The organism is Pseudarthrobacter oxydans, from assembly GCF_013314975.1.
Lineage (GTDB): Bacteria > Actinomycetota > Actinomycetes > Actinomycetales > Micrococcaceae > Arthrobacter > Arthrobacter oxydans.
This window is the reverse complement of record NZ_JABTYH010000019.1, coordinates 43,605-67,756: the sequence shown is the minus strand read 5'-3', so window position 1 is coordinate 67,756 and position 24,152 is coordinate 43,605. Positions and strand designations below refer to the sequence as shown.

General features: G+C 65.7%; 25 protein-coding genes. 3 read left to right on the top strand and 22 right to left on the bottom strand.

Annotation, left to right across the window (positions count from 1 at the left end; all coding sequences use genetic code 11):
• Nucleotides 1-3: 3 nt before the first annotated feature.
• The 7 genes from nagB to HTS88_RS13430 form a co-directional block, all read right to left on the bottom strand.
• Nucleotides 4-786, bottom strand: coding sequence for a glucosamine-6-phosphate deaminase (gene nagB, locus HTS88_RS13460; protein ID WP_174179179.1), 783 nt, complete (start codon nucleotides 784-786; stop codon nucleotides 4-6).
• Between the two features lie 22 nt (nucleotides 787-808).
• Entirely contained in the window at nucleotides 809-2,380 is a 1,572-nt protein-coding gene (locus HTS88_RS13455; protein WP_174179177.1) for a transporter, read from the bottom strand.
• Nucleotides 2,362-3,237, bottom strand: a complete 876-nt coding sequence (locus tag HTS88_RS13450; protein WP_174179175.1) for an ABC transporter ATP-binding protein — start codon at nucleotides 3,235-3,237, stop codon at nucleotides 2,362-2,364. The genes HTS88_RS13455 and HTS88_RS13450 overlap by 19 nt, the downstream gene beginning before the upstream one ends.
• A gap of 114 nt (nucleotides 3,238-3,351) precedes the next feature.
• Nucleotides 3,352-3,687, bottom strand: coding sequence for a DUF3253 domain-containing protein (locus HTS88_RS13445; protein WP_174179173.1), 336 nt, complete (start codon nucleotides 3,685-3,687; stop codon nucleotides 3,352-3,354).
• A 10-nt stretch (nucleotides 3,688-3,697) separates the two neighbouring features.
• Entirely contained in the window at nucleotides 3,698-4,795 is a 1,098-nt protein-coding gene (locus HTS88_RS13440) for an NADH:flavin oxidoreductase/NADH oxidase (protein WP_174179171.1), read from the bottom strand.
• Entirely contained in the window at nucleotides 4,795-5,781 is a 987-nt protein-coding gene (locus HTS88_RS13435) for a tetratricopeptide repeat protein (protein ID WP_174179169.1), read from the bottom strand. Before HTS88_RS13435 ends, HTS88_RS13440 begins: the two co-directional genes overlap by 1 nt.
• Nucleotides 5,782-5,833: 52 nt before the next feature.
• Complete coding sequence (locus HTS88_RS13430) at nucleotides 5,834-7,540, bottom strand: DUF8094 domain-containing protein (protein WP_174179167.1); 1,707 nt, start codon at nucleotides 7,538-7,540, stop codon at nucleotides 5,834-5,836.
• A 191-nt stretch (nucleotides 7,541-7,731) separates the two neighbouring features.
• On the opposite strand from HTS88_RS13430, the gene HTS88_RS13425 reads away from it, so the two are divergent.
• Nucleotides 7,732-9,066, top strand: coding sequence for an AI-2E family transporter (locus HTS88_RS13425; RefSeq protein WP_174179165.1), 1,335 nt, complete (start codon nucleotides 7,732-7,734; stop codon nucleotides 9,064-9,066).
• Between the two features lie 75 nt (nucleotides 9,067-9,141).
• On the opposite strand, the gene HTS88_RS13420 is transcribed toward HTS88_RS13425, so the two are convergent.
• Together HTS88_RS13420 and HTS88_RS13415 are read right to left on the bottom strand one after the other, a co-directional pair.
• The gene (locus tag HTS88_RS13420; RefSeq protein WP_174179163.1) at nucleotides 9,142-9,942 is read right to left on the bottom strand and encodes an alpha/beta hydrolase; all 801 of its coding nucleotides are present in this window, start codon (nucleotides 9,940-9,942) and stop codon (nucleotides 9,142-9,144) included.
• Between the two features lie 43 nt (nucleotides 9,943-9,985).
• On the bottom strand, nucleotides 9,986-10,342 hold the full coding sequence (locus HTS88_RS13415) for an ATP/GTP-binding protein (RefSeq protein ID WP_174179161.1): 357 nt from the start codon (nucleotides 10,340-10,342) through the stop codon (nucleotides 9,986-9,988).
• 104 nt (nucleotides 10,343-10,446) lie between these two features.
• Between HTS88_RS13415 and nucS the strand changes: the two genes are divergently transcribed.
• Nucleotides 10,447-11,142, top strand: coding sequence for an endonuclease NucS (gene nucS, locus HTS88_RS13410; protein WP_174179159.1), 696 nt, complete (start codon nucleotides 10,447-10,449; stop codon nucleotides 11,140-11,142).
• A 301-nt stretch (nucleotides 11,143-11,443) separates the two neighbouring features.
• The gene (locus tag HTS88_RS13405; protein WP_011692441.1) at nucleotides 11,444-11,647 is read left to right on the top strand and encodes a cold-shock protein; all 204 of its coding nucleotides are present in this window, start codon (nucleotides 11,444-11,446) and stop codon (nucleotides 11,645-11,647) included.
• Between the two features lie 168 nt (nucleotides 11,648-11,815).
• Here HTS88_RS13405 and HTS88_RS13400 read toward each other — a convergent pair whose 3' ends face one another.
• The 13 genes from HTS88_RS13400 to HTS88_RS13340 form a co-directional block, all read right to left on the bottom strand.
• Nucleotides 11,816-14,353, bottom strand: a complete 2,538-nt coding sequence (locus HTS88_RS13400; protein ID WP_343044963.1) for a phosphatidylglycerol lysyltransferase domain-containing protein — start codon at nucleotides 14,351-14,353, stop codon at nucleotides 11,816-11,818.
• Entirely contained in the window at nucleotides 14,350-15,660 is a 1,311-nt protein-coding gene (locus tag HTS88_RS13395) for an alpha/beta hydrolase-fold protein (protein WP_174179155.1), read from the bottom strand. Before HTS88_RS13395 ends, HTS88_RS13400 begins: the two co-directional genes overlap by 4 nt.
• Before the next feature lie 5 nt (nucleotides 15,661-15,665).
• A complete protein-coding gene (locus HTS88_RS13390; protein ID WP_174179153.1) occupies nucleotides 15,666-16,097 on the bottom strand; it encodes a DUF2550 domain-containing protein in 432 nt (143 codons plus the stop codon).
• Between the two features lie 10 nt (nucleotides 16,098-16,107).
• Nucleotides 16,108-16,392 carry a F0F1 ATP synthase subunit epsilon gene (locus tag HTS88_RS13385; RefSeq protein WP_174179151.1) on the bottom strand — a complete coding sequence of 95 codons (285 nt, stop codon included), beginning with the start codon at nucleotides 16,390-16,392 and terminating at the stop codon, nucleotides 16,108-16,110.
• Nucleotide 16,393: 1 nt separating this feature from the next.
• Nucleotides 16,394-17,848: a F0F1 ATP synthase subunit beta gene (gene atpD / locus HTS88_RS13380; protein ID WP_104184908.1), complete on the bottom strand. Its 1,455-nt coding sequence runs from the start codon at nucleotides 17,846-17,848 to the stop codon at nucleotides 16,394-16,396.
• Nucleotides 17,849-17,931: 83 nt separating this feature from the next.
• Nucleotides 17,932-18,822 (bottom strand): F0F1 ATP synthase subunit gamma, encoded by an 891-nt coding sequence (locus HTS88_RS13375; RefSeq protein WP_104184909.1) that lies wholly within the window; start codon nucleotides 18,820-18,822, stop codon nucleotides 17,932-17,934.
• A gap of 73 nt (nucleotides 18,823-18,895) precedes the next feature.
• Nucleotides 18,896-20,533, bottom strand: coding sequence for a F0F1 ATP synthase subunit alpha (atpA, locus tag HTS88_RS13370; RefSeq protein ID WP_066277086.1), 1,638 nt, complete (start codon nucleotides 20,531-20,533; stop codon nucleotides 18,896-18,898).
• Between the two features lie 80 nt (nucleotides 20,534-20,613).
• Entirely contained in the window at nucleotides 20,614-21,441 is an 828-nt protein-coding gene (locus HTS88_RS13365; RefSeq protein WP_174179149.1) for a F0F1 ATP synthase subunit delta, read from the bottom strand.
• Complete coding sequence (locus HTS88_RS13360) at nucleotides 21,441-21,992, bottom strand: F0F1 ATP synthase subunit B (RefSeq protein WP_066277091.1); 552 nt, start codon at nucleotides 21,990-21,992, stop codon at nucleotides 21,441-21,443. The genes HTS88_RS13365 and HTS88_RS13360 overlap by 1 nt, the downstream gene beginning before the upstream one ends.
• Before the next feature lie 52 nt (nucleotides 21,993-22,044).
• A complete protein-coding gene (gene atpE, locus HTS88_RS13355; protein ID WP_009356484.1) occupies nucleotides 22,045-22,248 on the bottom strand; it encodes an ATP synthase F0 subunit C in 204 nt (67 codons plus the stop codon).
• Between the two features lie 107 nt (nucleotides 22,249-22,355).
• On the bottom strand, nucleotides 22,356-23,156 hold the full coding sequence (gene atpB / locus HTS88_RS13350) for a F0F1 ATP synthase subunit A (protein WP_174179147.1): 801 nt from the start codon (nucleotides 23,154-23,156) through the stop codon (nucleotides 22,356-22,358).
• A gap of 81 nt (nucleotides 23,157-23,237) precedes the next feature.
• Nucleotides 23,238-23,576, bottom strand: coding sequence for an AtpZ/AtpI family protein (locus HTS88_RS13345; RefSeq protein ID WP_174179145.1), 339 nt, complete (start codon nucleotides 23,574-23,576; stop codon nucleotides 23,238-23,240).
• Nucleotides 23,569-24,051, bottom strand: a complete 483-nt coding sequence (locus tag HTS88_RS13340) for a Cg1360 family ATP-synthase-associated protein (RefSeq protein WP_174179143.1) — start codon at nucleotides 24,049-24,051, stop codon at nucleotides 23,569-23,571. The genes HTS88_RS13345 and HTS88_RS13340 overlap by 8 nt, the downstream gene beginning before the upstream one ends.
• Nucleotides 24,052-24,152 lie beyond the last annotated feature (101 nt).

The following is a 24,152-nucleotide window of genomic DNA, read 5'->3' as shown; positions in this document are numbered from 1 at the left end:
GGGCTAAATCCCCTGCCAGGAGGGCTTGTGGTCGTAGGTGTGGCGGTAGAAATCCGCCAGTTTCAGTGCCGACGCCGCAGCCTCGTCCAGCAGGACGGTGGCGTGCGGGTGGAACTGCAGGATCGACGCCGGGCAGATGGCGGCGACGGGGCCCTCCACGAAATCCCGGACAGCCTGGGCCTTCCGCGCGCCGGTTGCCAGCAGGATGACGTGCCGTGCGTCCATGATGGTTCCCAGCCCCTGGGTGAGGACGTGGTGCGGGACATCCGCCAGGCTGGAGAAGAACCGGGCATTGTCCCTGCGGGTCTGTTCGAGGAGGCTCTTGATGCGGGTCCTGGAAGCGAAGGAGGATCCCGGTTCGTTGAAGGCGATGTGGCCGTCCGTTCCCACCCCGAGGATCTGCAGGTCCACTCCGCCGGCAGCCGCGATCGCCTCCTCGTAGGCGCGGCAGGCAGCCGGGATGTCCGCGGCGGCACCGTCCGGTCCGTGGACGTTCTCAGGCCGGATGTTGACCCGGTTGGTGAACTCCCGGCGGACCACTTCCCGGTAGGACTCGGGGTGCCCTGGTGGAAGTCCCACGTACTCGTCCAGGGCAAAACCTGAGGCCCAGCTGAAGTCCAGGCCGTCCCGCTCATGGCGGGCAGCCAGCTCATCGTAGACCGGAAGCGGGGTCGAACCCGTCGCCAGGCCGAGGACGGCATCGGGTTTGCGCCGGAGCACGTCCTCGACGGCATCGGCGGCAAGCCTGGCAATCTGTTTGCTGCCGTTGAGGATGACGACTTCCATGCTGGTTCCTTCCGAAAGCTGGTCAGCGGTTGACGGACACCTGGGCCAGGAGCTCGGGCCCGCGGGCGTCCAGCCATTTTCCGCCCAGCCTGACGCCCAGGACAAACAGGACCAGGCCCAGGACCGTTCCCGCGGAGAGGTTGATCCACCCGAAGAGGTAGTTGCCGGTGACCACTTGGGCAACCAGGAGCCCTGCCTGGGGCAAGACCAGGACCATGAGGACCAGCAGCCCTCCGAACTGTACGGCGAGGGTCTGGCCCACGTTGCCGGGCGGCTTCTTGAACGGGCTGTCGCCCGGCAGCGGAACGGCCACGGTATAACGGGCCGAAACCACCGACGACAGTCCCAGCCCGGTGAACAGGATGCCCAGGCTCAGGCCCAGCTGGCCGGGCAGGCCCGCCCAGTCCCCTGTCAGGGCGGAATACCCGAGGGCGAACACCAGCACCACCGGCAATGCGAAGGCCAGGCAGGCCAGGGCGCGGCCCAGCCGGTCCGCCACTCCCCTGACACCGGCGGCAAGGTGCAGGGCGAAAGCGGTGTTGTCGTAGGACACGTCCGCGGAGATGGACCAGGCGAGGATGAAGGCGGAGAGCGGGGCAAGTATGCCCAGGCTGGTGAAGTCCCCGGCCTGGCTGCCCTGGAAGGCGAGCACCACCGGAAGCAGGGGAATCACCACAAGGGATCCTGAATACCGTGGATCCCGGAACCAGTACGTGAGGGACCTCGCCATCACCGCACCGGCCGGAGTGGCAGGCAGCACTCCCAGCAGTCCGAGCCTGCCGCCTTTGCGCCTGCCGCTGCCCGCGTACGGCGGAGTCACCAGCGCCCGTTCCAACAGGGACTTCCACGCCCACGCGAGCGCGGCCAGCGCTGCAACGGATACCAGCAGCTTCAATGCCGCCTGCCCCGGCTGCCCGGCTGCCACATCACCGCCCAGCGACCACGGTGCGCCCAGCGGCGTCCACGACAGCGTCCTGGCAAAGCCGGGCAGGAACCCGGTGGAGGCTGAGAGGCCCTGGCCTATTCCGGCCACAATGGGCCCCATCAACACCAGCGGCACCATGAACGCGATGGCGCTGACGTCCTTGAACCGCCGCGATGCGGCCAGGCTTGCCGTTGCGGTGGTCACCACTTTGGCGAGCACCACGCAGGTCAGTACGCCCAGCACTGCCCCCGCGAACGCGGCGAGCGCAGGAAGGACACCGTGGGACCAGGTGGCCACCGTGGACAGCGCCACCAGCGAAGTGGCCAGTCCCGGGATGCCGATGAGACCGCCCAGCGCCAGTCCCGCCAGCATCTGACGCATGGGGATCGCGAAGGTGGTGAACCGTGCGGGATCCAGGGTCATGTCCGTGGCAGAGGCCACCACCGGCACGATGCCCCAGCCCAGGATGGCGGCGGATCCGCCGAGGACCACGGCGGTCTGGGCAAGGTCGTGCGGTGCGTTGCGCAGCATCACCAGTGCCATCACAAGCGTTGCCACCATCCCCAGTGCGTAGAGCCCGGCGAAGGCCATTCCCACCAGTTGCCACGGGCTGCGCCGCAGGCCGTTGCGCAGCAGTGTCAGCTTGAGCCTTAGAAGGTGCGCAACCATTCCAGCCCTTCCGTGTGGCTGCGGCCGCCCACCAGCTGCACGAACCGGTCCTCCAGCGAGGCCCCGGCGCGCACCTGGTCGACGGTGCCGGCGGCGAGCAGGCGTCCGTTGGCCACTACTGCCACGTGGTCGCACATGCGCTGGACCAGGTCCATGACGTGGCTGGACACGATGACCGTGCCGCCCGAGGCGACGTAGCTGTCAAGGATGGAACGGATGTTGGCCGCGGAAACCGGGTCCACCGCTTCGAAGGGTTCGTCCAGGACCAGCAGCCGGGGTGCGTGGATGAGGGCGGAGGCCAGCGCGATCTTCTTGGTCATGCCCGCGGAGTAGTCCACCACCAGGGTGCCGGCGTCCTCCTGGAGATCCATGGCGGCGAGGAGGTCCGCAACGCGGGTGGCCACCGTCTCCCGGTCCATTCCGCGCAACAGCCCTGCATACGTGATGAGCTGTTCGCCGGTGAGCCGGTCGAACAGCCGCACCCCGTCCGGCAGGATGCCCATCAGCCTCTTCGCCTCCAGCGGCCGCTGCCAGACGTCCACGCCGTGGACTGCAGCTGTCCCGAAGTCCGGACGCAGGAGGCCGGTTGCCATGGACAGCGTGGTGGTCTTGCCGGCACCGTTGGGGCCCACAATGCCGTAGAAGGATCCGGCCGGCACGTCAAGGCTGATGCCGTCCACAGCGATCTTTCCGCCGAACCGCTTGGCGAGCCCGCGGATGGACAAGGCCGGCACCTGCGGCGCAGCTCCTGGGTGCAGACCCGGCGGGGAGTCCAGTGCATGGTCTGGTTGCGGGGCCGTGTCGGGGCGCATTACCGGGTCGGGGTGCAGTGCCGGATCAGGTTGCGGGGCAGTCATGAAGCCAGACTAGCCCTCGGGCCGCCGCTGCGGGGTCCTCCCGGAGGAGTAGCTGGAAAGGCGTAGGAAACTGCCTCCGGTGGGACGCTGTCCGGCGACATCGTGCCGGGGTACCTACCGCGCCTTCCGGATACGGATGGGCCCCTTGGCCGTGGCGGGGTCCACCACCGAGCCGCCCTGGGTGACCTGGACCTCGCCTGCGTCGACCAGCCGCCGCGCAGCCCTGCGGGCCGGCTCCATGAGGTCACGCCACGTCCCGCCACCGACAGCGCGGGCGGCTTCCGACGGGCAGATGGTGGATGTGGCGGCCCTGTTGGCCAGCAGTTCCAGGATGGCGGCTTCCAGCTGCTGGTCGACCCCGCCGCCCGGCGCCGGCTCCCTCCCACGGGCCGGCGTCCCCTGGGGAACCGGCGCGGACTTTGGCGCAGTGCGGCGGTCCCGGCCGGCCATCACGGGACCATCAGAAGGTGCGCCGCGGAACGGCGCGCTCGTACTGCGGAGGCCACGCAAGGTCGTGGCCCAGCTCGAAGGCGGCCCTCAGCCACCAGTGCGGGTCCCGCAGCGCTGCCCTCGCGATGAGGACGCCGTCAGCCTGTCCCGTGGCGACGGCATGTTCGGCCTGGCCTGCCGAAGTCAGCAGGCCCACGGTGCCGGTGGCCACACCGGCTTCCTTCCGGATGGCCGCTGAAAATCCGGTCTGGTAGCCGGGGCCGGCTTTGATCTGCTGGTGGGCAACGGCACCACCGCTGGACACATCGATGAGGTCCACACCGTGTTCGGCGGCCTGCCGTGCCAGGCGGACGGAAGCGGCCAGATCCACGCCGCCTTCGGCCCAGTCGCTGGCGGAGATCCTCAGGAGCAGCGGCATGGACTCCGGTATGACGGCTCGGACGGCGTCAACCACAGTCAGCATCAGCCGGTTCCGGCCCGTTTCGTCGCCGCCCCAGGCATCGGTCCGCGTGTTGATCAGCGGGCTTTGGAACTGGTGCAGGAGGTACCCGTGGGCACCGTGGATCTCGATGGTGTCAAAGCCCGCGTCCACCGCCCGCACGGCGGCGTCGGCGAAGTCGCGCACCACGCCGCTGATCTGGTCCGCGCCCATCGCCGCGGGGCTGGCGTACCCTTCGAAGGCCAACGGTGAGGGCCCCACAGTGGTCCAGCCGCCGTCGGACTCCGGAACGCTGCCGCGCTTGCCGGAAAAGGGCCAGTAAGTGGACGCCTTCCTGCCGGCATGGGCAAGCTGCACGCCGATCTTGGCCCCTGCGGCGCCGTGCCGGTGGACGAAGGAGGTGATCCGCTGCCACGCTTCGGCCTGCCCGCTGTTGTAGAGGCCGGCGTCGCGGGGGCTGATCCGGCCTTCCGCGTTCACGGCGGCGGCTTCGGTCAGGATCAGCGCCGCGCCGCCGGCAGCGAAGGACCCCAGATGCATCAGGTGCCAGTCGTTCGGGACTCCCGGGGCGTCGTCGGGATCGCAGCTGTACTGGCACATCGGCGACACCCAGCCCCGGTGCTGCAGCTCCAGCGAGCGGAGCCGCAGGGGCTGGAACAGCGCCGGCACTAGAAGAGCACCCTCGCGAGGGCCTGGCGCGCCTTGGCCACCCGTTCGTCCGCGGCGCCCACTACGTCGAACAGCTCCAGAAGCCGGACGCGGGCAGCCTCACGCTCCGGGCCGAAGTTCCTGCCGATGAAGGAGACCAGCCGGCTCAGCGCATCCTCCACGTGGCCGCCGGCCACATCAAGGTCTGCCACCCCCAGCTGGGCCTCAAGGTTGTCCGGCTCGTTGGCCGCGAGCGTGCGCAGGGCTTCGCTGTCCTGGGCAGAAAGCGGCTGGAGCCTCCCCATCAGCTCCACCTGGGCAAGTCCTGCCTTGGCCTCATGGTCCGCGGGCATCTCGGTCAGCGCCTGGCGGTACGCCTCTGCCGCAGCAGCATAATCTCCCGCTTCGATGGCGTCGAACGCGGCCTGGTGCAGCGGCGGCAGCGGCGCGGGAGCGTCCTCTTCCGCCCCTCCGGCTCCCAGGCTCCCGGTCACGCCGTTCGCCGCGGCTACTTTCAGCAGTTCGTCAAACAGGCTGCGCACCTGCTGCTCGTCGGCGCTGCCCTGGAAAAGCGGCACCGGCTGGCCCTTGAGGACGGCCACAGCAGTGGGGACGGCCTGCACCTGGAAGGCCTGGGCAAGCTGCGGGAAGGCTTCGATGTCCGCGGAGCCAAGGACCAGCCGGCCGCCGTAGCCGCCAACCACCCGCTCCAGGACCTCGAGCACGGCTGCCGACTCCGGCGAGTAGGAGGCCCACAGGGCGAACACCACAGGCACCTGCGCCGACAGCTCCACGAGCTGCTGGAAGTTGCCCTCGGTGACGTTGACCTTCAGTTCCTGGGCGCCGGGAGCGGCACCCGGCTGGGCGCCTTCCTGCGGCGTTCCGGTCCCGGCCGGTGAAGCCGGTGAGGCCGGGCGCTGCTTCAGGCTGGAAAGATCGACGGCGCCGCGCAGGTTAAGCAGGTTGGCAGCGGCAGGAGGGACTGGGCGGGAAGCTGGCGAACTCATGCTTTCCACTCTAGCCACTCCGGCCGCTGCCGGGGCTACTGCAGGACGGGGATTACTTGAAGCTGGCCCCCGTCAGGCCGCGGGTTGCCGCCACAAGCTTCATCGGGTCCGTGGATCCTGCCGGTGGCACGTACACGGCCACCGACTCGGCAAAGCTCAGGACCATGCCGGTGGTGGTTTCCTTGCCGCCGGCCAGTGCCGCTGCGTCGTCACCGATGGTGAGCTTGTCGCCCGCGGCCTTGGGGGTCCCCTCGAAGCCGAAGTTGATCCGTCCCAGCACCAGCGCGCCGCCGTCAGCCGTGCGGAAGACAACAGTGCTTTCCGGGACCACCTTGTGGGTGAAGGAGAAGTTGCCGTTCTCGCCGGACTTCACCACTTCAGCCTGGTAGGACAGGGTGTCCGCGATGTACGGCGAGGACTCCCCTTCCACCAGCTTGTCCTTGAAGGCCGAGTCTTCGGAGGTGAGGCGGTCGGCCAGGCCGGACAGGGCTTCTTCACCGCTGTAGAGCAGGCCCGTCTTGTCCGCGGGTGCCAGCGTCTCGGTGCCGTCCCGGCTGATGGTGGGGAATGTGGTGCCGGGCTGCAGCGGGTTGGTTTCCACGAGCTTGTAGTTCTCGCGCGGTGAGGCCTGGACCAGGGTCAGCAGCTGCGGCACCACGTTGCCCTCACCCTGTGTCACGGCCATGACGGACCGCGGCCATTCGCGCTCGCTGGTCACCACGGTGGTGAGGAGCTTGGTGGACCGCACCGGCATGCGCGGCTCGTAGGAGCCCACCTGTGAACGGATCTTGTAGTTCTGGGTGCGGACTTCCAGTTCGGTTCCGCCAACCCGGTCGGACAGCTTCGCGGCGTCCTTGGCCGCATCGCCTGCGTCAACGGCGCTGGAGACCTGCTCCAGGATCCGGCGGAACTGGGCATCCAGCAGGACGGGCGAGCCTGCCTCCTGCGCGGCGGGCGACGCCGATGCCGCATCCGATGAAGGCGCGGGCGCGGGAGAAGTGGCGCTTGCGGCGACGCCGGTTCCGGCGACCACGGCAGCGGCGACCACGCCGGCAGCAGCCATGGTCACGCGCGAGGACGACTTGGCCTCGCTGCGGGCGCGGGCGCGCCGGGCGAAGCCGCTGCCCTCGCCGCCGCCTTCACCGTTGCGCCGGCGGGCAGAGAGCAGGGCCAGTACGATCCCGGCGACAACCAGGAGGGAACCAAGGACCATCAGGGGTACGGCCCAGGGTGTGGAGGTGTCGTTGGGGAACGTCATGGAGATGGAGGCAGGTGCGGGCTGGGTTCCGTCCGAGGCCAGCAGCAGGGTCCAGTCGCCGTCAGCCGGCGGCGTCCAGGAGTATTCGAGCTCGCCGCTGGCATTCTCGGTGGAAACCCAGAGGTCCGAGCCGGCGGGGTTGGGTACGGTGGCCTCGCCGTCGGTGTGTTCAACCTGGAGGGACGCCCGGTCCTCGGAAACGCCGCTAATGGTGTTGTGCGCGGCCTGGCCAACCCAGGCGTCCACGTCGTCCGGCCGGCCGGCCGCCAGCATGAAGTTGCCGTCGCCCTCGATGTCGATCTTGACTGTGCCGCCGTGAAGGGTCCGCAGGTTCTGGTCGATCACGGTAATCGGCGCAGCGGCAGCATCGGCCGGCGCGGAAGCCGTAAAGGTCTCGGAGGGGGCCCAGATGGTCCTCTGGCCGATGCCGGCCAAGAGTGTCAGGAGGCCGAGCAGCACGAGTGCGACTGCAGTCTTTAAACGCAAGGGAACACCTATCATCAGCGGGGGTTTAGTTTCAATAGTATCCGTTTTGTTATCGCGGGCCCGGATCGGGGCTTCGCGCAGGATCGCCAGCGGGCCGCTGAGCAGGCACTTCAGCTGTTGTTGACAAGGCTGCTGATAGTGTTTGCGATGATCATCACACCCGCCCGCACCCGCGGCGCCACGTACGGAACAGGCCCCCAAAACCAGTGACAGACAAGACGGACGAATCCTCCGCGGCACCAGAGAACCCGGGGGGTACGCAGCCGCCGGCAGCCGCTCCCAACGGTCCTGGAATAGGTCCTGGTCAGGGTCCTGGAACTGCCCGCCGGAAGAGGCCCGCCGCGGCCGCACTCGGGATGCTGGCCCAGCGGCTGCGCCAGCCTTTGCCGGGCGCCCAGCCACGGCTTCGTTTCGAGATGCCGCCGGAGTACACGCGCCAGGACGGTGACGGCGGTGGCCAGGACAGCGGGGTGGAGCCGCAGTTCGGCAGTCCGGGCCCCCGGATTTCGCCGCAGCATCCCCTGTACCTGGGGTTCATGGGAACCGTGGGCGTTGGGCTTGCACTGCTGGTCTACTGGATCGGCTCCAACACCACGCAACTGCTCCTGTGGATCGTTGCGGCGCTGTTCATCGCGCTGGGACTGGAGCCTGTCGTCAGTTGGCTGGAGGGCCGGAAAATTCCCCGCCCTGCCGGGATCCTGGTGTCCGTCACCGTGCTGGTGAGCGCCGTCGTCGGCTTCTTCGCCACCCTTATTCCCACCATCGTGCAGCAGGTCACGCAGATCGTCGAGCAAGCACCGGTGTGGATCCGGGACTTCATCGATTCCGAGTTCTTCCGCAGCCTGGACGACCAGTTCGGTGTGCGTGACCGCGTCACGGAAGAGCTGGACAAGTTCGTCAACGACCCCGCGGCGATGGGTGGAATCTTCGGCGGTGTTGTCGGCTTTGGTTCCACCGTGGCCAACGGACTTTTCGGCACCCTGATCGTCCTGGTGCTGAGCCTGTATTTCCTTGCCGCCCTGCCTGCGATGAAGAAGTGGGGCTACCGGCTTGCGCCGCGGTCCCGGCGGCACCGCGTGGAGGCCCTGTCCGAGGAAATCACCCGGTCGGTGGGCAACTACGTGATCGGGCAGGCTGTGGTCGCCCTCCTGAATGCCACCTTTGCCTTCATCGTGATGTCAATCGTGGGAATACCCTTCGCCCTGCTGCTGGCCTTCGTGGTGGCCCTGCTCGCCTTCATTCCGCTGGTGGGCGGCATGATTGCCGGGATCGTGGTGCTGCTGGTCTCGCTGACGGAGGGCTGGCAGACCGCGGCCATCTACGGAATCTGCTACTTCGCCTACCTGCAGTTCGAGGCCTACTTCATCTCCCCGCGCATCATGCAGAAGGCCGTGGCCGTTCCCGGCGCCGTGGCGGTTATCTCCGTCATTGCCGGCGGCAGCCTGCTGGGCGTGCTCGGCGCCCTCATCGCCATTCCCACGGCGGCTGCTGTCCTGCTGCTGGTCAGGGAGATTTACATCGTCCGCCAGGACCAGCACTAACGCAGGAGCAGCACCACGGCAGGTCCAGCACCGGGCCGGCGCGGTGGGGCCGAACCCGCGGCGGAACCAGGGGTCCTAGGCGGAGGCTGTTGCGACGGGCCCGTCCCATTCCTGCGGCAGTCCTGCGGCGCCTGATCCTGCCTCGCTGACCTCATCCACAATCTCGTTGAGGACCCGGGCAGCATACTTCTCCCCCACCCACAGGTGTTTGGCCCCGTCCACGCCCACCACGCGGGCCTGCGGCACCAGGCTGAAGCGTTCGGCCGCCTCGGCAGGTTTGAGGAAATCGTCGTGCTCCGGCACCAGGACCGTGAGCGGCTTGCCGGATGCGGCCCACTGGAGCAGGTCCTTGTCCTTGGCGCGGTGCAGCGGCGGCGAAAGCAGGATTGCCCCCTCGACCTGGGACGCCACCGGCTCAACGGCTCCGTACATCAGGGCGAGTTCCGTGCCGAAGGACCAGCCGACCAGCCAGCGGTTGGGCAGGCCGCGTTCGACGGCGAAGCGGACCGCGGCCTCCATGTCATGGCGCTCCCCGACGCCTTCGTCGAAGGCCCCGCTGCTGGTTCCGTGCGGGGATGCGGTTCCGCGGGTGTTGAACCGCAGCACGGCGATGCCGGCGAGAGCAGGCAGCCGGTAGGAAGCCTTGCGGTAGACATGCGAGTCCATGAACCCGCCGTGCGTGGGAAGGGGATGCAGGGTGATCAACGTGGCCTTCACGGGGCCGGATTCCGGCAGCGCCAGCTCGGCCACCAGGGTGTGGCCGTCTTCCGTGTCCAGCTTCACCAGCTCGCGCCTGGCGGGCAGCACGGTGGAGGCACGGATGGGAGTGGGGCCTGGGCCCTGGCGGAATTCGTACGACGCCGGATCAAAAGTCATGCCTGCCAGCTTAGCGACAGCCGGCGCATCTTCGCCCGCCCGTTCAGCGGTAGCGGTAACTGCGCGACATCCAGCAGTTGGTGTGCCAGTGCCGCCGCTCGGCCAGTCCGGCGGCAGCGCCGAACAGGTGGTCGTCCTTCCAGACCACCAGGTGGGCCACACCGGGCGGCACGGCCGTGGAGCACTCGGGGCAGATGTAGGTCTTTTCGGCATTCCTGGCGGTCATGGTGCGCACCATCCACTCGCCGTCAGGGGCGCTCTCCCGCCGCGCGATGCCGGCACGCGCCCGTTCCAGGTCGAGCTCGGGTACCTCCCGGCTGCCCTTCTTTCCAGCGCCCGCCCTCCCGGACACAGCCCCCTTTCCGGACACTGGACGGCGGGGTCGGTTGGAGCGCGGCATGCTTCCATTCTGCCCCAGCCGCCGTGCATATTCCTGCGGGCAAGCCCGGGGGCGGTGGGCACCGGCTGCCAGCTGCGTCCACTGCAGACGGTAGTCTGTACGGCGTGCGACTTGTCATAGCCCGATGCTCCGTTGATTATGTTGGCCGGCTCAAAGCCCACCTCCCGCTTGCCACCAGGCTCCTGCTGGTGAAGGCCGACGGCTCCGTCCTGGTCCATTCAGACGGCGGTTCCTACAAGCCGCTCAACTGGATGAGCCCCCCGGCCACGCTCAGGGTTTCCTCCCCGGAAGACGTGGATCTTGAGCTGGGGGTGATGGAGCAGTGGACCGTCCAGTCGGCCAAGACCGATGACCGGCTCATCATCAACATCCATGAAAAGCTCGATGAATCGTCCCACGACCTCGGCGTTGACCCCGGGCTCATCAAGGATGGCGTGGAGGCAGACCTGCAGCGGCTCCTGGCCGAACAGATCGAGACCCTGGGGACGGGGTACTCCCTCATCCGCCGTGAATACTTCACCGCCATCGGTCCGGTGGATATCCTGGCGCGCGATGCCGAGGGCGCTACGGTTGCCATTGAGCTGAAGCGGCGCGGCGATATCGACGGCGTGGAGCAACTCACGCGATACCTCGAGTTGCTCAACCGCGATCCGCTGCTGGCCCCGGTGCGCGGAATTTTCGCGGCCCAGCAGATCAAGCCGCAGGCCAAGGTCCTTGCCAATGACCGGGGCATCGATTGCGTCACGTTGGACTACGACGCCATGCGCGGCGTTGACGACAGCGAGTCCCGGCTTTTCTGACGGTGCCGCCCGGTGGTCCTTGTGTGGTGGAGGATGCCCTGACGTGCGCATTAACCTCCTCTTTGCCCAAAATTTATCCGTTTTGAAGCCCAAACCGTTGACCTGCGGGAATGGGCATGAAATTCTTATCTCAGTCTTTGTGTAGGTGTTTTTTCATGCTCGCAAGACATGTTGCGAGCGCGAAGCTCCTGCACCGCCGGTTCCTTTTCCAGGGGCGGCACACCAGGATTCTTCTCGCGGAGTGACCAAGGCCGGCACGAGGTGTGCCGATCTTAAAAAGTTCCACAATGAGGAGAAATAAATGGCACAGGGAACCGTCAAGTGGTTCAACGCTGAAAAGGGCTTCGGCTTCATTACCCCGGATGATTCGGACGGTGACGTCTTCGTCCACTACTCCGAAATCCAGACCGGCGGCTTCAAGACCCTCGACGAGAACCAGCGCGTTCAGTTCGAAATCGGACAGGGCGCAAAGGGTCCGCAGGCTACCGGCGTAACGCTGGTCTAGTCTCCGCCCGCCGCCCGCACCAGCGGTTGGCAGCAAAATGGTCCCCGGCATTTATGCCGGGGACCATTTTTATGTTCAGTTCCAGAAGCCGGAGTTGCAGGACAAAAGGCGCGGATTCCCGGCCGCCCGTTTTGGAGGAAATGCATCAGTAAAGGTGCCGCGCGGTATTCATTTTCCTAAACTTCGCACCAGACGCGCGCCCTGCGCGAGGGACAGCCCGGGGAGGTAGGCGCGGGTCAGCGCCCGGCCAATGGCCGGCAGGTGCAGCGGGTCCTGGTAAAAGAGGTAGAGTGCGCGATACTCGGGCTTGAACCTTGATTTGAACGCCGCCAGGGACCGGAACCCGTAAACAGGTTCCAGCGCGTGCCCCACGAGGTCCAGGATTTTCACCAGGTTCTCCGGCCCCGGCTGCCCGTCCTCCCCGCCATCGGGGACCCGCGCCAACGGGGAACCGGACAGGGAGATGACCTCCACCGAGCCGCGCAGCTCCAGGACCGCGGAGGCGATCAGGAACTCCATCACCCCGGGAAAACCCTCGGCGCCACGGCGCATGACGTCCAGTGTCCGGCTGACCAGCCGCCCGCCGTCGTACACGGGAAGCCAGCTGGTGACGCCGTGGACGGTTCCGTTGCCGTCCACGGCGAGGCAGCACAGCACCTCCTCGTCCTCAAGCTCGTCCACACCGCCCAGGGTGAAGCCCATCTCGGGGACAGACTTTCCTGCTGCCCACTCTTCGGACACCTCGCTCAACCGTGACCGGAGCGCCGCCGGCAGCGAGTGGTAAGGCCCCCACACGGCACGAACGCCCAGCTTGGCGGCCCGGTTCAGCGCTGTCCGGACGTTCTGCCATTCCTTGCCTTTGAACTCAAGCTCGCGGATTGGCAACCGCGTTTCCTGGGCAACGGCCACCCGGGCGAACCCCTGCTCCTGAAGTGCCGGCCACAATGTGTCATCGCACGAATACAGTGCCGGAATCAACGCGTGGCTCCTGCAATAGGCCAGGAATTCGCCGGTGACGCGCTGCTGGGCTTCCTTCGGTCCGAAGGCTCCGCCCAGGGTGAGGGCAACGCTGCCGTGCTGCTGGAAGGCGACGGCACCCTTGCCGTCGGAGCTGAACCAGTAGGTGTTGGGTTCCCACAGCGCCATCCACGAGAGCGGGCCGCCGCCCTGGCGCAGGAGCGACCGGGCCCTCTCCCTGTCCTCCACGCCGGAGTCTGTGCCATGGGCCTTGCCCAGCAGCACCCACCACACGGCGGCAAGCGCGATGACCCAAAACACCGGTCCGGAATAGGCAAACAGCACGGATTCCACGGCATTGCGGTCAGCGAAAACGCCGCGGTAATGCTGCGGGATGGGGATGGGGACATACTGCCTGGCCAGCTCGGCCAGCAGTCCCAGCAACCCGCCGTCGCGCTCCAGCCCTCCTGACCAGAACCAGGCCAGCGCGTAGGAGCCGGCCAGCGCCAGCCATGTTCCTCCCGCCACCGCCGCAAGCACCCGGCGGGCGTACGGCGCTGTCTGCACCCGGAACTGCCACCGGTTCAACCACAGGACCAGCGCCAGCAGCAGCGGCACCACCACAAGGGGCAGCACGTGGGCAAACGCCGAGCCCAGCGGTCCGGCATTGGGCACTTGGCTCCTCGAGGGCAACAGCGCGAAGAGGGCAAGGTAGACGGCGGCCAGCGCCGTAACGGCCAGCTGGATGGCGATGGCAATGTTCAGGGCAAGGCGCCGGCCGCGGCGCATGCCGTCCGCGCAGATGAGCAGCAGGGCTACCGGGACCACCGCCAGGGCAAGCCCGACCGGACCGGCAAAACCGGCCCGGCCCTCTTCCAGGCAGGAAGCCTCAACCGTGGCGCCGCAGTTGAATGCAAACTGCCCAAGCGTCGGCAACGGATTCAGGACCACGTCGCGCAGCAGGGCCAGCGGACCCGTGGGCGCCCGGGCGATGCCGGTCAGGATCGGTCCCACGGCAAAGACGGCGACCGTCAGGGCCAGGAGGTTCCTGGTTTCGCGTCCGGTTGAACGGTGCCGGTGGAGCTGTCCCTGGTCCCCCTGGATCCACCACCCGGCCAGGAGCCCCAGCACGGCGCCCAGCAGCCCGATCACGGTTTCAGCGTGGCCCACATACAGGACCAGCAGGAGCGAGATGGACAGCACGGCTGTCCGGAGCCTGCGCTGCCACAGGACCGGCAGCCGCGCGCTTCCCGCCAGTCCCGCCGTCAGCAGCGGGGCGTAAGGGCCCACCAGGACGTCGTCCGACATCCGGTCCAGCCAGCCGTCCCCCACGTACCCGGCAACCTGAGTCACCAGGAGGAACAGCGTGACGGCGGCGAACTGGCCTCCCAGCAGCAGCGCGATGGCCGCCCGCGTTCCCAGCCTGCGTTCGGCGGGCCCCAGGAAGACCACAATCATCAGTGCGGCCACCAGGTAGGCCAGCGGATTCGTGGCGAAGAAGAGGCTGGTAAAGAGGGACCACCAGGTGCCGTCCCGAAGCCCCGGCCCGCTGACGCCCGCAAGTCCCAGCAGCTGTTCGGGCGGGCCTGCCGCGAAGCTGCCGGTCACTGCCCCCACGGCGAGGAAAAGACCGAGCACCACAAGCGTAAAGGGGGCCGATTTCAGGGCTGCCTTCCCGTCATGGAGGGCAGGCAGCACCACCGTGGACCAGGCGAGGCGGGCAGTACGCACCTGCCTGTCAGCGTTCACCTCTCCAGCCCCCACCGCTCGGCCAGGAAATCGAGTGCGTCGCCGATACGTTTCGAGGAGGTATCCCAGGAGTGGCCGGTATGCTCCACCTCGTAGGCGCGCACCGTAAACCCGGCATCCTCCGCCGCTGCGGCCAGGGTGCGGAGGTAACCGACGAATTCCGGGTCGTCCTGCCCGGCGGTCAGGTAGAGTCCGCTGCCTTCAAAGCGCCGATCTTTCATGATGACCAGGGGAGTCTGCCGTACGAAGGCTTCGGGGTCCCCCGGAAAGGACGCCTCGATGGTCTTGTGGCGCTCCTTGGCAATCGCGGGCTCCGCCTCGCCGGAGAAGGACAAGACCGAGGGGAAGAGGTCCGGATGCCTGGTTCCCAGCTGCAGTGCGCAGGTGCCGCCGAAAGAGAACCCCCCGGCCGCCCACCTGCGATGGTCTGTGTCGACGGCGAGCGTGGACTTTATCCAGTGCGGGACGTCCTGGGAGAGGTAGGTGTCCGCGCGTGCAATCCGGCTGTCCATGCACATGGTGTTGGCGGACTGGGACCCGTTGGGGTCGGGCACCACCACCACGGGCGCCACTCCCCCGTGCGCGGCAGCAAAGGCGTCCATGTGGGACTGCAGCGCACCACCGGTCAGCCAGTCCGCCGGGCCGCCCGGCTGACCCGCCACCAGCACCAGCACCGGGAGGGCGGGACGGTTCTGTGCAAAGTAGGCGGGTGGAAGGTAGATGTAGGCTTCCCGGGTATCCATTCCGGAGACATCCCCCGGGATCACGGACCGGCGCAGCGCTCCGCCGCCCGGCATCTCCCCCTCCGCGGTCCAGCCCTGGAGCGTGGCGCCGTCGGCCTCGCCAGGCTGGCGCATCAGGTCCCGCTCCAGCGCGGGGACCCTGGCCAGTGCCGTGCCGAAGAGGTCACTGACGGTGCGGTTGAGGCCATAGTAGGCATTGATCTGTACCGCCGAGAGAGCCGCGACCAGGAGGACTGCGGCGAGCCCGGTTCCACGGCTCCGCCAGGTGCCGCGGGGCACCCGCAGGACCAGGAGGATGAGGGCGGCGACGGCGGCCACGATCCAGAGCAGGACAGCGTCCGGGATGTTCGCGGTGAAGACGGAGAAGACGTTGATGAGGGCCCAGTGCACGGCGAAGACCAGTGCAATCGCTGCAGCTGCGCCTGCCAGGACCCGGAGAAGCCAGGGCCGGGGAGGGATGCCGGAAGGGGGCACCAGGAGGTACAGCGCCCCGGCGAGGCCCAGGATGAGGGACAACCAGTAGACCGGCCCGTCCACGAGCCGGACCTCGAAGAGCCAGTCCACGTCAGCTAGCGCCAGGTGCCGACGCCGATGACCGGACCGGCCTCCAGCCAGGACGAGAGGCCTGTGTAGGCATCGAATTTCATGGCGAGGCGCAGGTCCTTGCCTTCATAACGCAGTTCAACGATCACGACGTCGGGCTGGACCTTCACGGCCTCGGCCTCCGTGGGTTTGCGGCGGCCCAGCAGTTCAAGGCTGTGGCGCTTGAACTTGTGTTTGGGCCGGACGCTGAGGGAGAGCAGCCGGAACCACTCGAGGTCGTTGTCCTGATAACGACAAACCCCCATCTGCCAGCTGTTTCCAGCCATGCAAATGGAGGCGTCCACCGTGCCGAGGGCACGCCGCAGGTTGAAGCGGCGCACCCCCGAAAGGCACAGTGCAAAGATCAGCAATCCAAAAGCGATTGCCATGGCGATGAACGGAAGACTCGATGCGTCCATCAAGGTGATGCTAGCGGATCCCAGCGGTAACCGAGCCGCCCAGCTGGGCGTTGTCAGCAACGATGACCACGCGGTTGTTGTCCACGGAGAAGAACCCGCCGTCGACTTCTACCGCGATACGGTCTCCCGATACCGGCTGGATCGCCAGTTCACCCTCGGCCAGGATCGCCAGCAGGGGCGAGTGGCCGGGCAGGATTCCGATTTCACCATCGCTGGTGCGGGCCTTGACCATCTTGGCCGCTCCGGACCACACGAAGTGGTCCGCTGCGACAATCTCAACCTCAAGCTCAGCCATATTACTTGGTCTGTTCCTGGATCTTGGCCCACTGGCGCTCGACGTCGTCGAGGCCGCCGACGTTGAAGAACGCCTGCTCCGCGATGTGGTCGAGGTCGCCGTCGCAGATCGCTGTGAAGCCTTCAACGGTGTCCTTGATGGAAACCGTGGAGCCCTCGACGCCGGTGAACTGCTTGGCGGTGTAGGTGTTCTGGGAAAGGAACTGCTGGATGCGGCGTGCACGCGACACGACGATCTTGTCCTCTTCGGAGAGTTCATCCACACCGAGGATGGCGATGATGTCCTGGAGTTCCTTGTTCTTCTGCAGGATCTGCTTCACGCGGACAGCCGTGTTGTAGTGGTCCTTGCCGATGTACTGGGGATCCAGGATGCGGGAGGTCGACGTCAGCGGGTCAACGGCCGGGTACAGACCACGGGAGGCGATTTCACGGGAAAGTTCCGTGGTCGCGTCCAGGTGTGCGAAGGTCGTTGCCGGAGCCGGGTCGGTGTAGTCATCTGCGGGAACGTAGATGGCCTGCATCGAGGTGATGGAGTGGCCCTTGGTGGACGTGATGCGCTCCTGCAGGAGGCCCATCTCGTCTGCCAGGTTGGGCTGGTAGCCCACGGCGGACGGCATGCGGCCGAGGAGGGTGGAAACCTCGGAGCCTGCCTGGGTGAAGCGGAAGATGTTGTCGATGAAGAGCAGCACGTCCTGGTTCTGCACATCGCGGAAGTACTCCGCCATGGTCAGCGCGGACAGGGCCACGCGGAGACGCGTTCCCGGCGGCTCATCCATCTGGCCGAACACAAGGGCGGTGTCCTTGAGGACGCCTGCCTCTTCCATTTCAACCCAGAGGTCGTTACCTTCACGCGTACGCTCGCCGACGCCGGCGAATACCGAGGTACCACCGAAGTTGCGGGCCACACGGGTGATCATTTCCTGGATCAGAACGGTCTTGCCCACGCCGGCGCCGCCGAAGAGGCCGATCTTTCCACCCTTGATGTACGGGGTGAGGAGGTCGATGACCTTGATGCCGGTTTCCAGCATCTCGGTGGAGCCTTCGAGCGAGGCGAAGTTCGGTGCCTTGCGGTGGATCGGCCAGCGTTCGCTGATGTCCAGTTCCGACTCTGCAACGTCCAGGGGCTGGCCCAGCACGTTGAAGATGTGGCCCTTGACGCCGTCGCCAACGGGTACGGAGATGGGGGCGCCGGTGTCCACGACGTTGGTGCCGCGGACCAGTCCGTCGGTAGCCTGCAGGGAGATGGCGCGAATGAGGTTGTCGCCCAGGTGCAGGGCGGTCTCGAACGTGATGGTCTTGGTTACACCGTTGAGAGTAATCTCGGTGGTGAGGGCATTGTAGATGGACGGGATTGCGTCGGCCGGGAATTCGACGTCGACAACCGGGCCGATTACGCGCGCAATGCGGCCGGTGGCACCGGACGTTGCGGCTACGTGTTCGGTAGCAGTGGCAGTCATCTCTCTCACTTCACTCAGTAGATGGCGTGGGTTTAAGTTTATCTGTGGTGGTGCAGGTCCAGCGGAATCCGGTCTGCTGCTGGCTAGGACGCGAGGGCGTCCGCGCCGGCAACAATCTCGGAAAGCTCCTGCGTAATTTCAGCCTGGCGGGCCGTGTTGCGCAGACGCGTGTACTTCTTGATGAGGTCCGTGGCGTTGTCGCCGGCGGACTTCATGGCCCGCTGGCGTGCAGCAAGCTCGGAAGCTGCCGCCTGCAGCATGGCCGCGAAGATGCGTGACTCGATGTAGCGCGGCAGCAGAGCGTCAAGAACGCGCTCAGTTTCCGGCTCGAACTCGTACAGCGGCAACAGGTCCGATTCAGAAGCAGCCTGCTCCTCCACTACTTCCAGGGGAAGCAGGCGGATGACCGTGGGCTCCTGGGTGACCATGGACTTGAAGCGGGTGTAAACCACGTGGATCTCGTCCACGCCGCCCTCTTCGTAGTCGGTCGCGAACTCGGCCAGCAGCGCTTCGCCGATTTCACGCGCGGTGGTGAACTCAGGCGCATCTGTCCCTCCGGTCCAGACCCGTGCGTATTCACGGTTCCGGAAATCGAAGTAGGCCTGGGCCTTACGTCCAACGACGTAAGTCTTAACTTCCTTGCCTTCTTCGTGGAGCAGCTCGATGAGACCTTCCGCCTGCTTGAGCACGCTGGCCGAGTAGGAACCTGCCAGTCCGCGGTCCGCGGTAATTACCAGGACGGCGGCACGGCGGATCTGCTCCGGCTCAGTGGTCAGCGGGTGGTCGATTTCGCTTTGGCTTGCGACAGCAGAAACGGCGCGCGTGATCGCGTTCGCGTAAGGCAGTGAAGCTGCTACGCGCGCACGGGCCTTGCCGATGCGCGAGGTAGCGATCAGTTCCATCGCCTTGAAGATCTTGCGCATCGACGTGGTCGAGCTGATCTTCTGGCGGTAGACCCGGATCTGGGCTCCCATACTTATCCTTTCCTAGCGTTCCGTAGGCCGGGTGTGCCGGGTCCTGTGGACCCGGCACACCCTGCCAATGGAACTAGCGCTTCTGCTTGACGATCTTTTCCTGGTCAACCTGGCCCTCGTCGATGGCGGCATATTCCTCATGCCCCGCACCCACCAGGTGGTTGTCACCCTCGCCGAAGAAGCCCTTCTTGAAGTCGACGATTGCCGACTTGAGAGCTGCCGCGGTGTCATCGTCCAGCACGTTGGTCTGCGCCAGCGTGGTGAGGATCGAGGACTTGTGCGTCAGGTGCTCCAGGAACTCGGACTCGAAGCGGCTGATGTCCTCAACCGGAACGTCGTCCAGGTAGCCGTTGGTGCCGGCCCAGATGGAGACGACCTGGTTCTCGACCGGGAACGGTGAGTACTGGCCCTGCTTGAGCAGCTCCATGAGGCGGGCGCCACGGGTCAGCTGCTGGCGCGATGCGGCATCCAGGTCCGAGGCGAACATGGCGAATGCCTGCATGTCGCGGTACTGTGCGAGGTCCAGCTTCAACGTACCGGAGACCTTCTTCATGGACTTCACCTGTGCGGCGCCGCCCACTCGGGACACGGACACACCCACGTCAACAGCGGGGCGCTGGTTGGCGTTGAAGAGGTCCGACTGCAGGAAGATCTGGCCGTCGGTGATGGAGATGACGTTGGTCGGGATGTAGGCGGACACGTCGTTCGCCTTGGTCTCGATCAGCGGCAGGCCCGTCATGGAACCGGCACCCAGCTCGTCGGACAGCTTTGCACAACGCTCCAGCAGGCGGGAGTGCAGGTAGAACACGTCGCCCGGGTAGGCTTCGCGGCCCGGCGGGCGGCGGAGCAGCAGCGACACTGCACGGTAGGCCTCAGCCTGCTTGGAGAGGTCATCGAACACAATAAGGACGTGCTTGCCGCCGTACATCCAGTGCTGGCCGATGGCCGAACCGGCGTACGGTGCCAGGTACTTGAAGCCTGCGGGGTCGGATGCCGGAGACGCCACGATGGTGGTGTACTCCAGTGCCCCGTTGTCCTCGAGGGTCTGGCGGATGGCGGCGATGGTGGACGCCTTCTGACCGATCGCCACGTAGATGCAGCGGACCTGCTTGGTCACATCGCCCGAAGCCCAGTTGGCCTTCTGGTTGATGATGGTGTCGATCGCGATGGCTGACTTGCCGGTCTGGCGGTCGCCAATGATGAGCTGGCGCTGGCCGCGGCCGATCGGGATCATGGCGTCGATGGCCTTGAGCCCGGTCTGCATCGGCTCGTGCACCGATTTGCGCTGGGTCACGCCGGGAGCCTGGAGCTCCAGTGCGCGGGTGGTTTCGGCCTTGATCTCGCCGAGGTCGTCGATGGGCATACCCAGCGGGTCGACAACACGGCCAAGGAAGGCGTCGCCCACGGGAACGGACAGAACCTGTCCGGTGCGGTGGACTTCCTGGCCTTCTTCGATGCCGGTGAAGTCACCGAGGATGATGACGCCGATTTCGCGGACGTCGAGGTTCTGGGCCAGGCCCAGCGTGCCGTCCTCAAAGCGAAGCAGCTCGTTCGCCATGACCGAGGGAAGGCCCTCAACACGGGCGATGCCGTCACCAGCGGTAGATACGCGGCCGACCTCTACGCGTTCTGCGTTTCCGGGTTCGTAGGACGCCGCGAACTCGTTCAGCGCATTACGGACGTCGTCGGCGTTGATGGTCAATTCGGCCATCTGCAGTCCCTGCTCTCCTGTTTTTGTGATCACCGTTGCCGGTGACCGGGGTTTCTATCAGTTTGTTTGTGCTTGTCCGGCTAGCCGGCCAGCTGGCGTTGCAGCTCGCCCAGCCTGGTGAGTACCGAAGCGTCGAGCACTTCGTCACCGACCTGGACGCGGATGCCGCCAATGAGTGCCGGATCAACGTTGAGGTTGATCTTCAGTTCCCGCCCGTACATGGCGTTCAAGCCCGCCTGAAGGCGTGCAAGCTGCGTCTGCGTCAGGGGACGGGTCACATTGACCGTTGCAATCCAGCGCTGCTGCCGCTTGGCTGCAAGCTCCGCAAAACGTTCCACCAGCCGGGTGGGCTTGATGCCGCGGGGCTGGGTGACGGCCTGCCGGATGAGGACTTTGGCTTCCTCACTGGCGCCGGGCACCAGCTTTTCGGCGAATGCCGACTTGGCTGCGGCGCTGGCCTGTGTTTCGGACAGAGCACGTTGTACCTCGTGGCTGGAGGCAACAGCCTGGTTGAAGGAGAACAGATCGTTCTCCAGTTCTTCCAGGCCAGTGATTCCGGAGGCAGAAACGGCCGACTTGTTTTCGGCAACGGAAATGACCACCGTTGCGGCAAGAGTCTCGAGTGCATCGCCGATGTCACGGGCAGTTGCCCAGCGCAGGCTGGCCAGTCCGCTCGCGATATCTGCAGCATCAGCGGAGACTTTTCCGCTAACCAGCTGCCTGACCAGCGCCGACTTTTCGTCACCGTTGCGGGACGGGTCAGTCAGGGCGCGGCGCAAGCCAGCCGAGCTGTCCACCATTCCCAGAATTCCGAAGAGTTCCTTTGCCAGCTGCAGCGACGCCGTCGGAAGCTTGGCTTCCAACGCAGTCAGCGCTGTTGCCAGCGATTCGCTCGATACGCCTGCCATTACTTAGCTGCACCTGCGTTCTGGGTCTCCAGATCTGCCAGGAAGCGGTCCACGACCCGAGCTGCACGCTCATCGTCGTTGAGCGATTCGCCGACGATCCGGCCGGCCAGGGTGGTGGCCAAAGTGCCGACCTCGGAGCGCAGGGACACAACGGCCGCCTGGCGCTCGGATTCGATCTGGGCGTGCGCCTGGGCCGTGATGCGGGCAGACTCTGCAGCTGCCTTCTCCTTGAGATCCGCGAGGATCTGGGCACCTTCGGCGCGGGCTTCCTCACGGATGCGGTTGGCTTCGGTGCGGGCGTCGGTCAGCTGCTGCTTGTACTCTTCGAGTGCAGCAGAAGCCTCAGCCTGGGCCTTTTCAGCCTTTGCAATGCCACCTTCGATGGCCTCGGCACGCTCGGCGAAGGTCTTTTCGAACATCGGGACAACGAACTTGACCACGATGAACATGAGGATGGCAAAGCCCACGAGGACAACGCCCATTTCCCAGATGTTGGGAACCAGGGGGTTGACTTCGCCCTCAGTGGCGGCTGAGATGATCAGCTGATTCATATTTCACCCGTCCTTTTCTACTCGGTTCTGTAAGTTCGCTTCGCTCTAAGGACTAGAGAACGAAGGCGAAGACCAGGCCGAGGATGGCGAGGGCTTCGGTGAGCGCAAGGCCGAGGAATGCGATCGGCTGCAGGACGCGCTGTGCTTCCGGCTGACGTGCAACGCCGTTGATGTAGGCAGCGAATACGAGGCCAACACCGATACCACCGCCGATTGCGGACAGACCGTAACCTACGAGGTTGAGATTGCCTTCCATTTTTCTTCCTTTCAAGATGCCACCCGTGTGGCAGGTTGTTTGGGTTGCTCTATCCCCGCGAGGGGAAGTTTTTGTGTGCCTGCGGCGCGATGCCGTGCGGCGGGTGCCTAGTGGCTGTCGGCGTGAAGCGCGCCTTCGATGTAGATCGCGGTCAGCAGGGTAAAGACGTACGCCTGCAGGACCATGATCAGGGCTTCAAGCATGTACATGGCGATCGCGCCGGCGAGGACCAGGAGCGAGGATCCCTTGAGCAGGATGTTCTCCTGCATGACGAGGAACTCGATGCCGTAGCCTGCGATCATCACGATGAGGTGGCCTGCCAGCATGGTGGCGAACAGACGGAGGCTGTGCGTGACCGGCCGGACCAGGAAGTTGGAGATGATCTCGATCGGGATCACGATCGGAAGGATGTACCACGGCACGCCTGAGGGCACGGTGGCCAGCTTGAAGTAGCGGAGCCCGTTCTTCTTGACGCCGATGGCGATCCAGGTGAAGTAGACGATGCCGGCCAGCACATAGGCTCCGCCCACGTGCGAGAACGTGGGGAGCTGGAAGAACGGGATGGCGCCGTAGATGTTGTTAACCAGGATGAAGAAGAAAAGGCTGAACAGCAGCGGGACGTACTTGATGAAGTCCTTGCCACCGATGATGTCCTTGGCGATTCCGTTGCGGACGAAGCCGTAGGCGGCCTCGCCGGCGAACTGGAGCTTGCCGGGTACCAGCTGCTGCTTGCGTGCAGCGAGCACGAAGAAGACGGCGATAAAGACGACAGAGAGGAGGACCAGCAGCATCTGCTTGGAGAATCCTTCTGCGGCACCCCACGGCAGGATTGCCGGCAAATGCATTTCGTTAATACCAGGAGGAGTGAACTCTCCTGAATCTTGGGCCGGGAGCGCAAGCGCGATCAACGCGTTTCCTCTCTGCAGTGTCCATCATTGGGCGTTGGGCGGGGATCGGCAGCCTGATGGCCTGCTGTTCCCCCTGTGAAATTATTTGGCATTAGTGTCGCCGTCCTGGGACGGCCCGCTGGCAGCATGGCGCTCCCCAGCGTTGTTTCGAGAACTGGTAAGGCCATGCATGTGGGAAAGGTAAAAACCTCCGACGGCTCCAAGCAGAGCGCCTGCGAGCACAATCCAGCGCGTTCCCCACACGTAATCCAGTCCCCACCCTATCAAACTCCAGACGATGATTCCGCCAATGATGTAGCTGAATACGGCCATGCCGGCGTTGTATCCGCCGCTGGTTCCGTCGCCTGATACACCGGGGGCGGGACCGCTCGATCCGCCGTTGCCGGTGTTGCCTTGGCTGGGCTTCTTCGGATCACGCATCGGGGTTTTCCTTGGGTTCTGGATCGTTGTAGATCTGGAGGCGCGCCTTGCTGAAACCGTAGATCTCAGCAGCCTGCCACAGCACCACCGCGGTGACGGCGCCGGCCACAAACCAGCGCCCGTCCAGCCACTGCGGTGCTCCCACGACGAACAGGACGACGGCGAAACCGACTACCTTGACAAAGTAGGTTGCCACGAACATGCCAATGGCCCCGGAAGGATTGCTGCGGCCCACGAAGTGACCTACGAGGAGGCTGATGCCGAAGAACAGCATCACCAGCAGGCCACCGGACGTACTGGACAGCACCCCGGTCACGCCATCCAGCAGCATGGCCGGTACAGCGCAAAGCAGGAGTCCGCACCCCGACGCGATCGAACTCAGCTTGAGGAGGTGCAGCCAGAGCGACGGCGTGGGGCCGGATGCGCCAACGCGTCCATTGCCGGACAGAGGTCCAGACTCGGCGTTGGAGGTCATTCGATCCCAATCGTCGGCACCTGCGGCAGATCGTCAACAGGCTGTGTGGAGGGGCAGCTTTGGCTGCCCCTAAATTCTACACGAGATAGAAATATTTCCGC

Bases quoted from the DNA above. Each gene is read 5' to 3' on its own strand.
- HTS88_RS13390 (WP_174179153.1), bottom strand. From the start codon at position 16,097: ATGGACGCATCGAGTCTTCCGTTCATCGCCATGGCAATCGCTTTTGGA.
- HTS88_RS13345 (WP_174179145.1), bottom strand. From the start codon at position 23,576: ATGCGTGATCCGAAGAAGCCCAGCCAAGGCAACACCGGCAACGGCGGA.
- HTS88_RS13405 (WP_011692441.1), top strand. From the start codon at position 11,444: ATGGCACAGGGAACCGTCAAGTGGTTCAACGCTGAAAAGGGCTTCGGC.
- atpE (WP_009356484.1), bottom strand. From the start codon at position 22,248: ATGGAAGGCAATCTCAACCTCGTAGGTTACGGTCTGTCCGCAATCGGC.
- nagB (WP_174179179.1), bottom strand. From the start codon at position 786: ATGGAAGTCGTCATCCTCAACGGCAGCAAACAGATTGCCAGGCTTGCC.
- HTS88_RS13435 (WP_174179169.1), bottom strand. From the start codon at position 5,781: ATGAGTTCGCCAGCTTCCCGCCCAGTCCCTCCTGCCGCTGCCAACCTG.
- atpD (WP_104184908.1), bottom strand. From the start codon at position 17,848: ATGACTGCCACTGCTACCGAACACGTAGCCGCAACGTCCGGTGCCACC.
- HTS88_RS13420 (WP_174179163.1), bottom strand. From the start codon at position 9,942: ATGACTTTTGATCCGGCGTCGTACGAATTCCGCCAGGGCCCAGGCCCC.
- HTS88_RS13430 (WP_174179167.1), bottom strand. From the start codon at position 7,540: ATGATAGGTGTTCCCTTGCGTTTAAAGACTGCAGTCGCACTCGTGCTG.
- HTS88_RS13375 (WP_104184909.1), bottom strand. From the start codon at position 18,822: ATGGGAGCCCAGATCCGGGTCTACCGCCAGAAGATCAGCTCGACCACG.
- HTS88_RS13340 (WP_174179143.1), bottom strand. From the start codon at position 24,051: ATGACCTCCAACGCCGAGTCTGGACCTCTGTCCGGCAATGGACGCGTT.
- HTS88_RS13455 (WP_174179177.1), bottom strand. From the start codon at position 2,380: ATGGTTGCGCACCTTCTAAGGCTCAAGCTGACACTGCTGCGCAACGGC.
- HTS88_RS13385 (WP_174179151.1), bottom strand. From the start codon at position 16,392: ATGGCTGAGCTTGAGGTTGAGATTGTCGCAGCGGACCACTTCGTGTGG.
- HTS88_RS13415 (WP_174179161.1), bottom strand. From the start codon at position 10,342: ATGCCGCGCTCCAACCGACCCCGCCGTCCAGTGTCCGGAAAGGGGGCT.
- HTS88_RS13450 (WP_174179175.1), bottom strand. From the start codon at position 3,237: ATGACTGCCCCGCAACCTGATCCGGCACTGCACCCCGACCCGGTAATG.
- HTS88_RS13365 (WP_174179149.1), bottom strand. From the start codon at position 21,441: ATGGCAGGCGTATCGAGCGAATCGCTGGCAACAGCGCTGACTGCGTTG.
- HTS88_RS13445 (WP_174179173.1), bottom strand. From the start codon at position 3,687: ATGGCCGGCCGGGACCGCCGCACTGCGCCAAAGTCCGCGCCGGTTCCC.
- HTS88_RS13360 (WP_066277091.1), bottom strand. From the start codon at position 21,992: ATGAATCAGCTGATCATCTCAGCCGCCACTGAGGGCGAAGTCAACCCC.
- atpA (WP_066277086.1), bottom strand. From the start codon at position 20,533: ATGGCCGAATTGACCATCAACGCCGACGACGTCCGTAATGCGCTGAAC.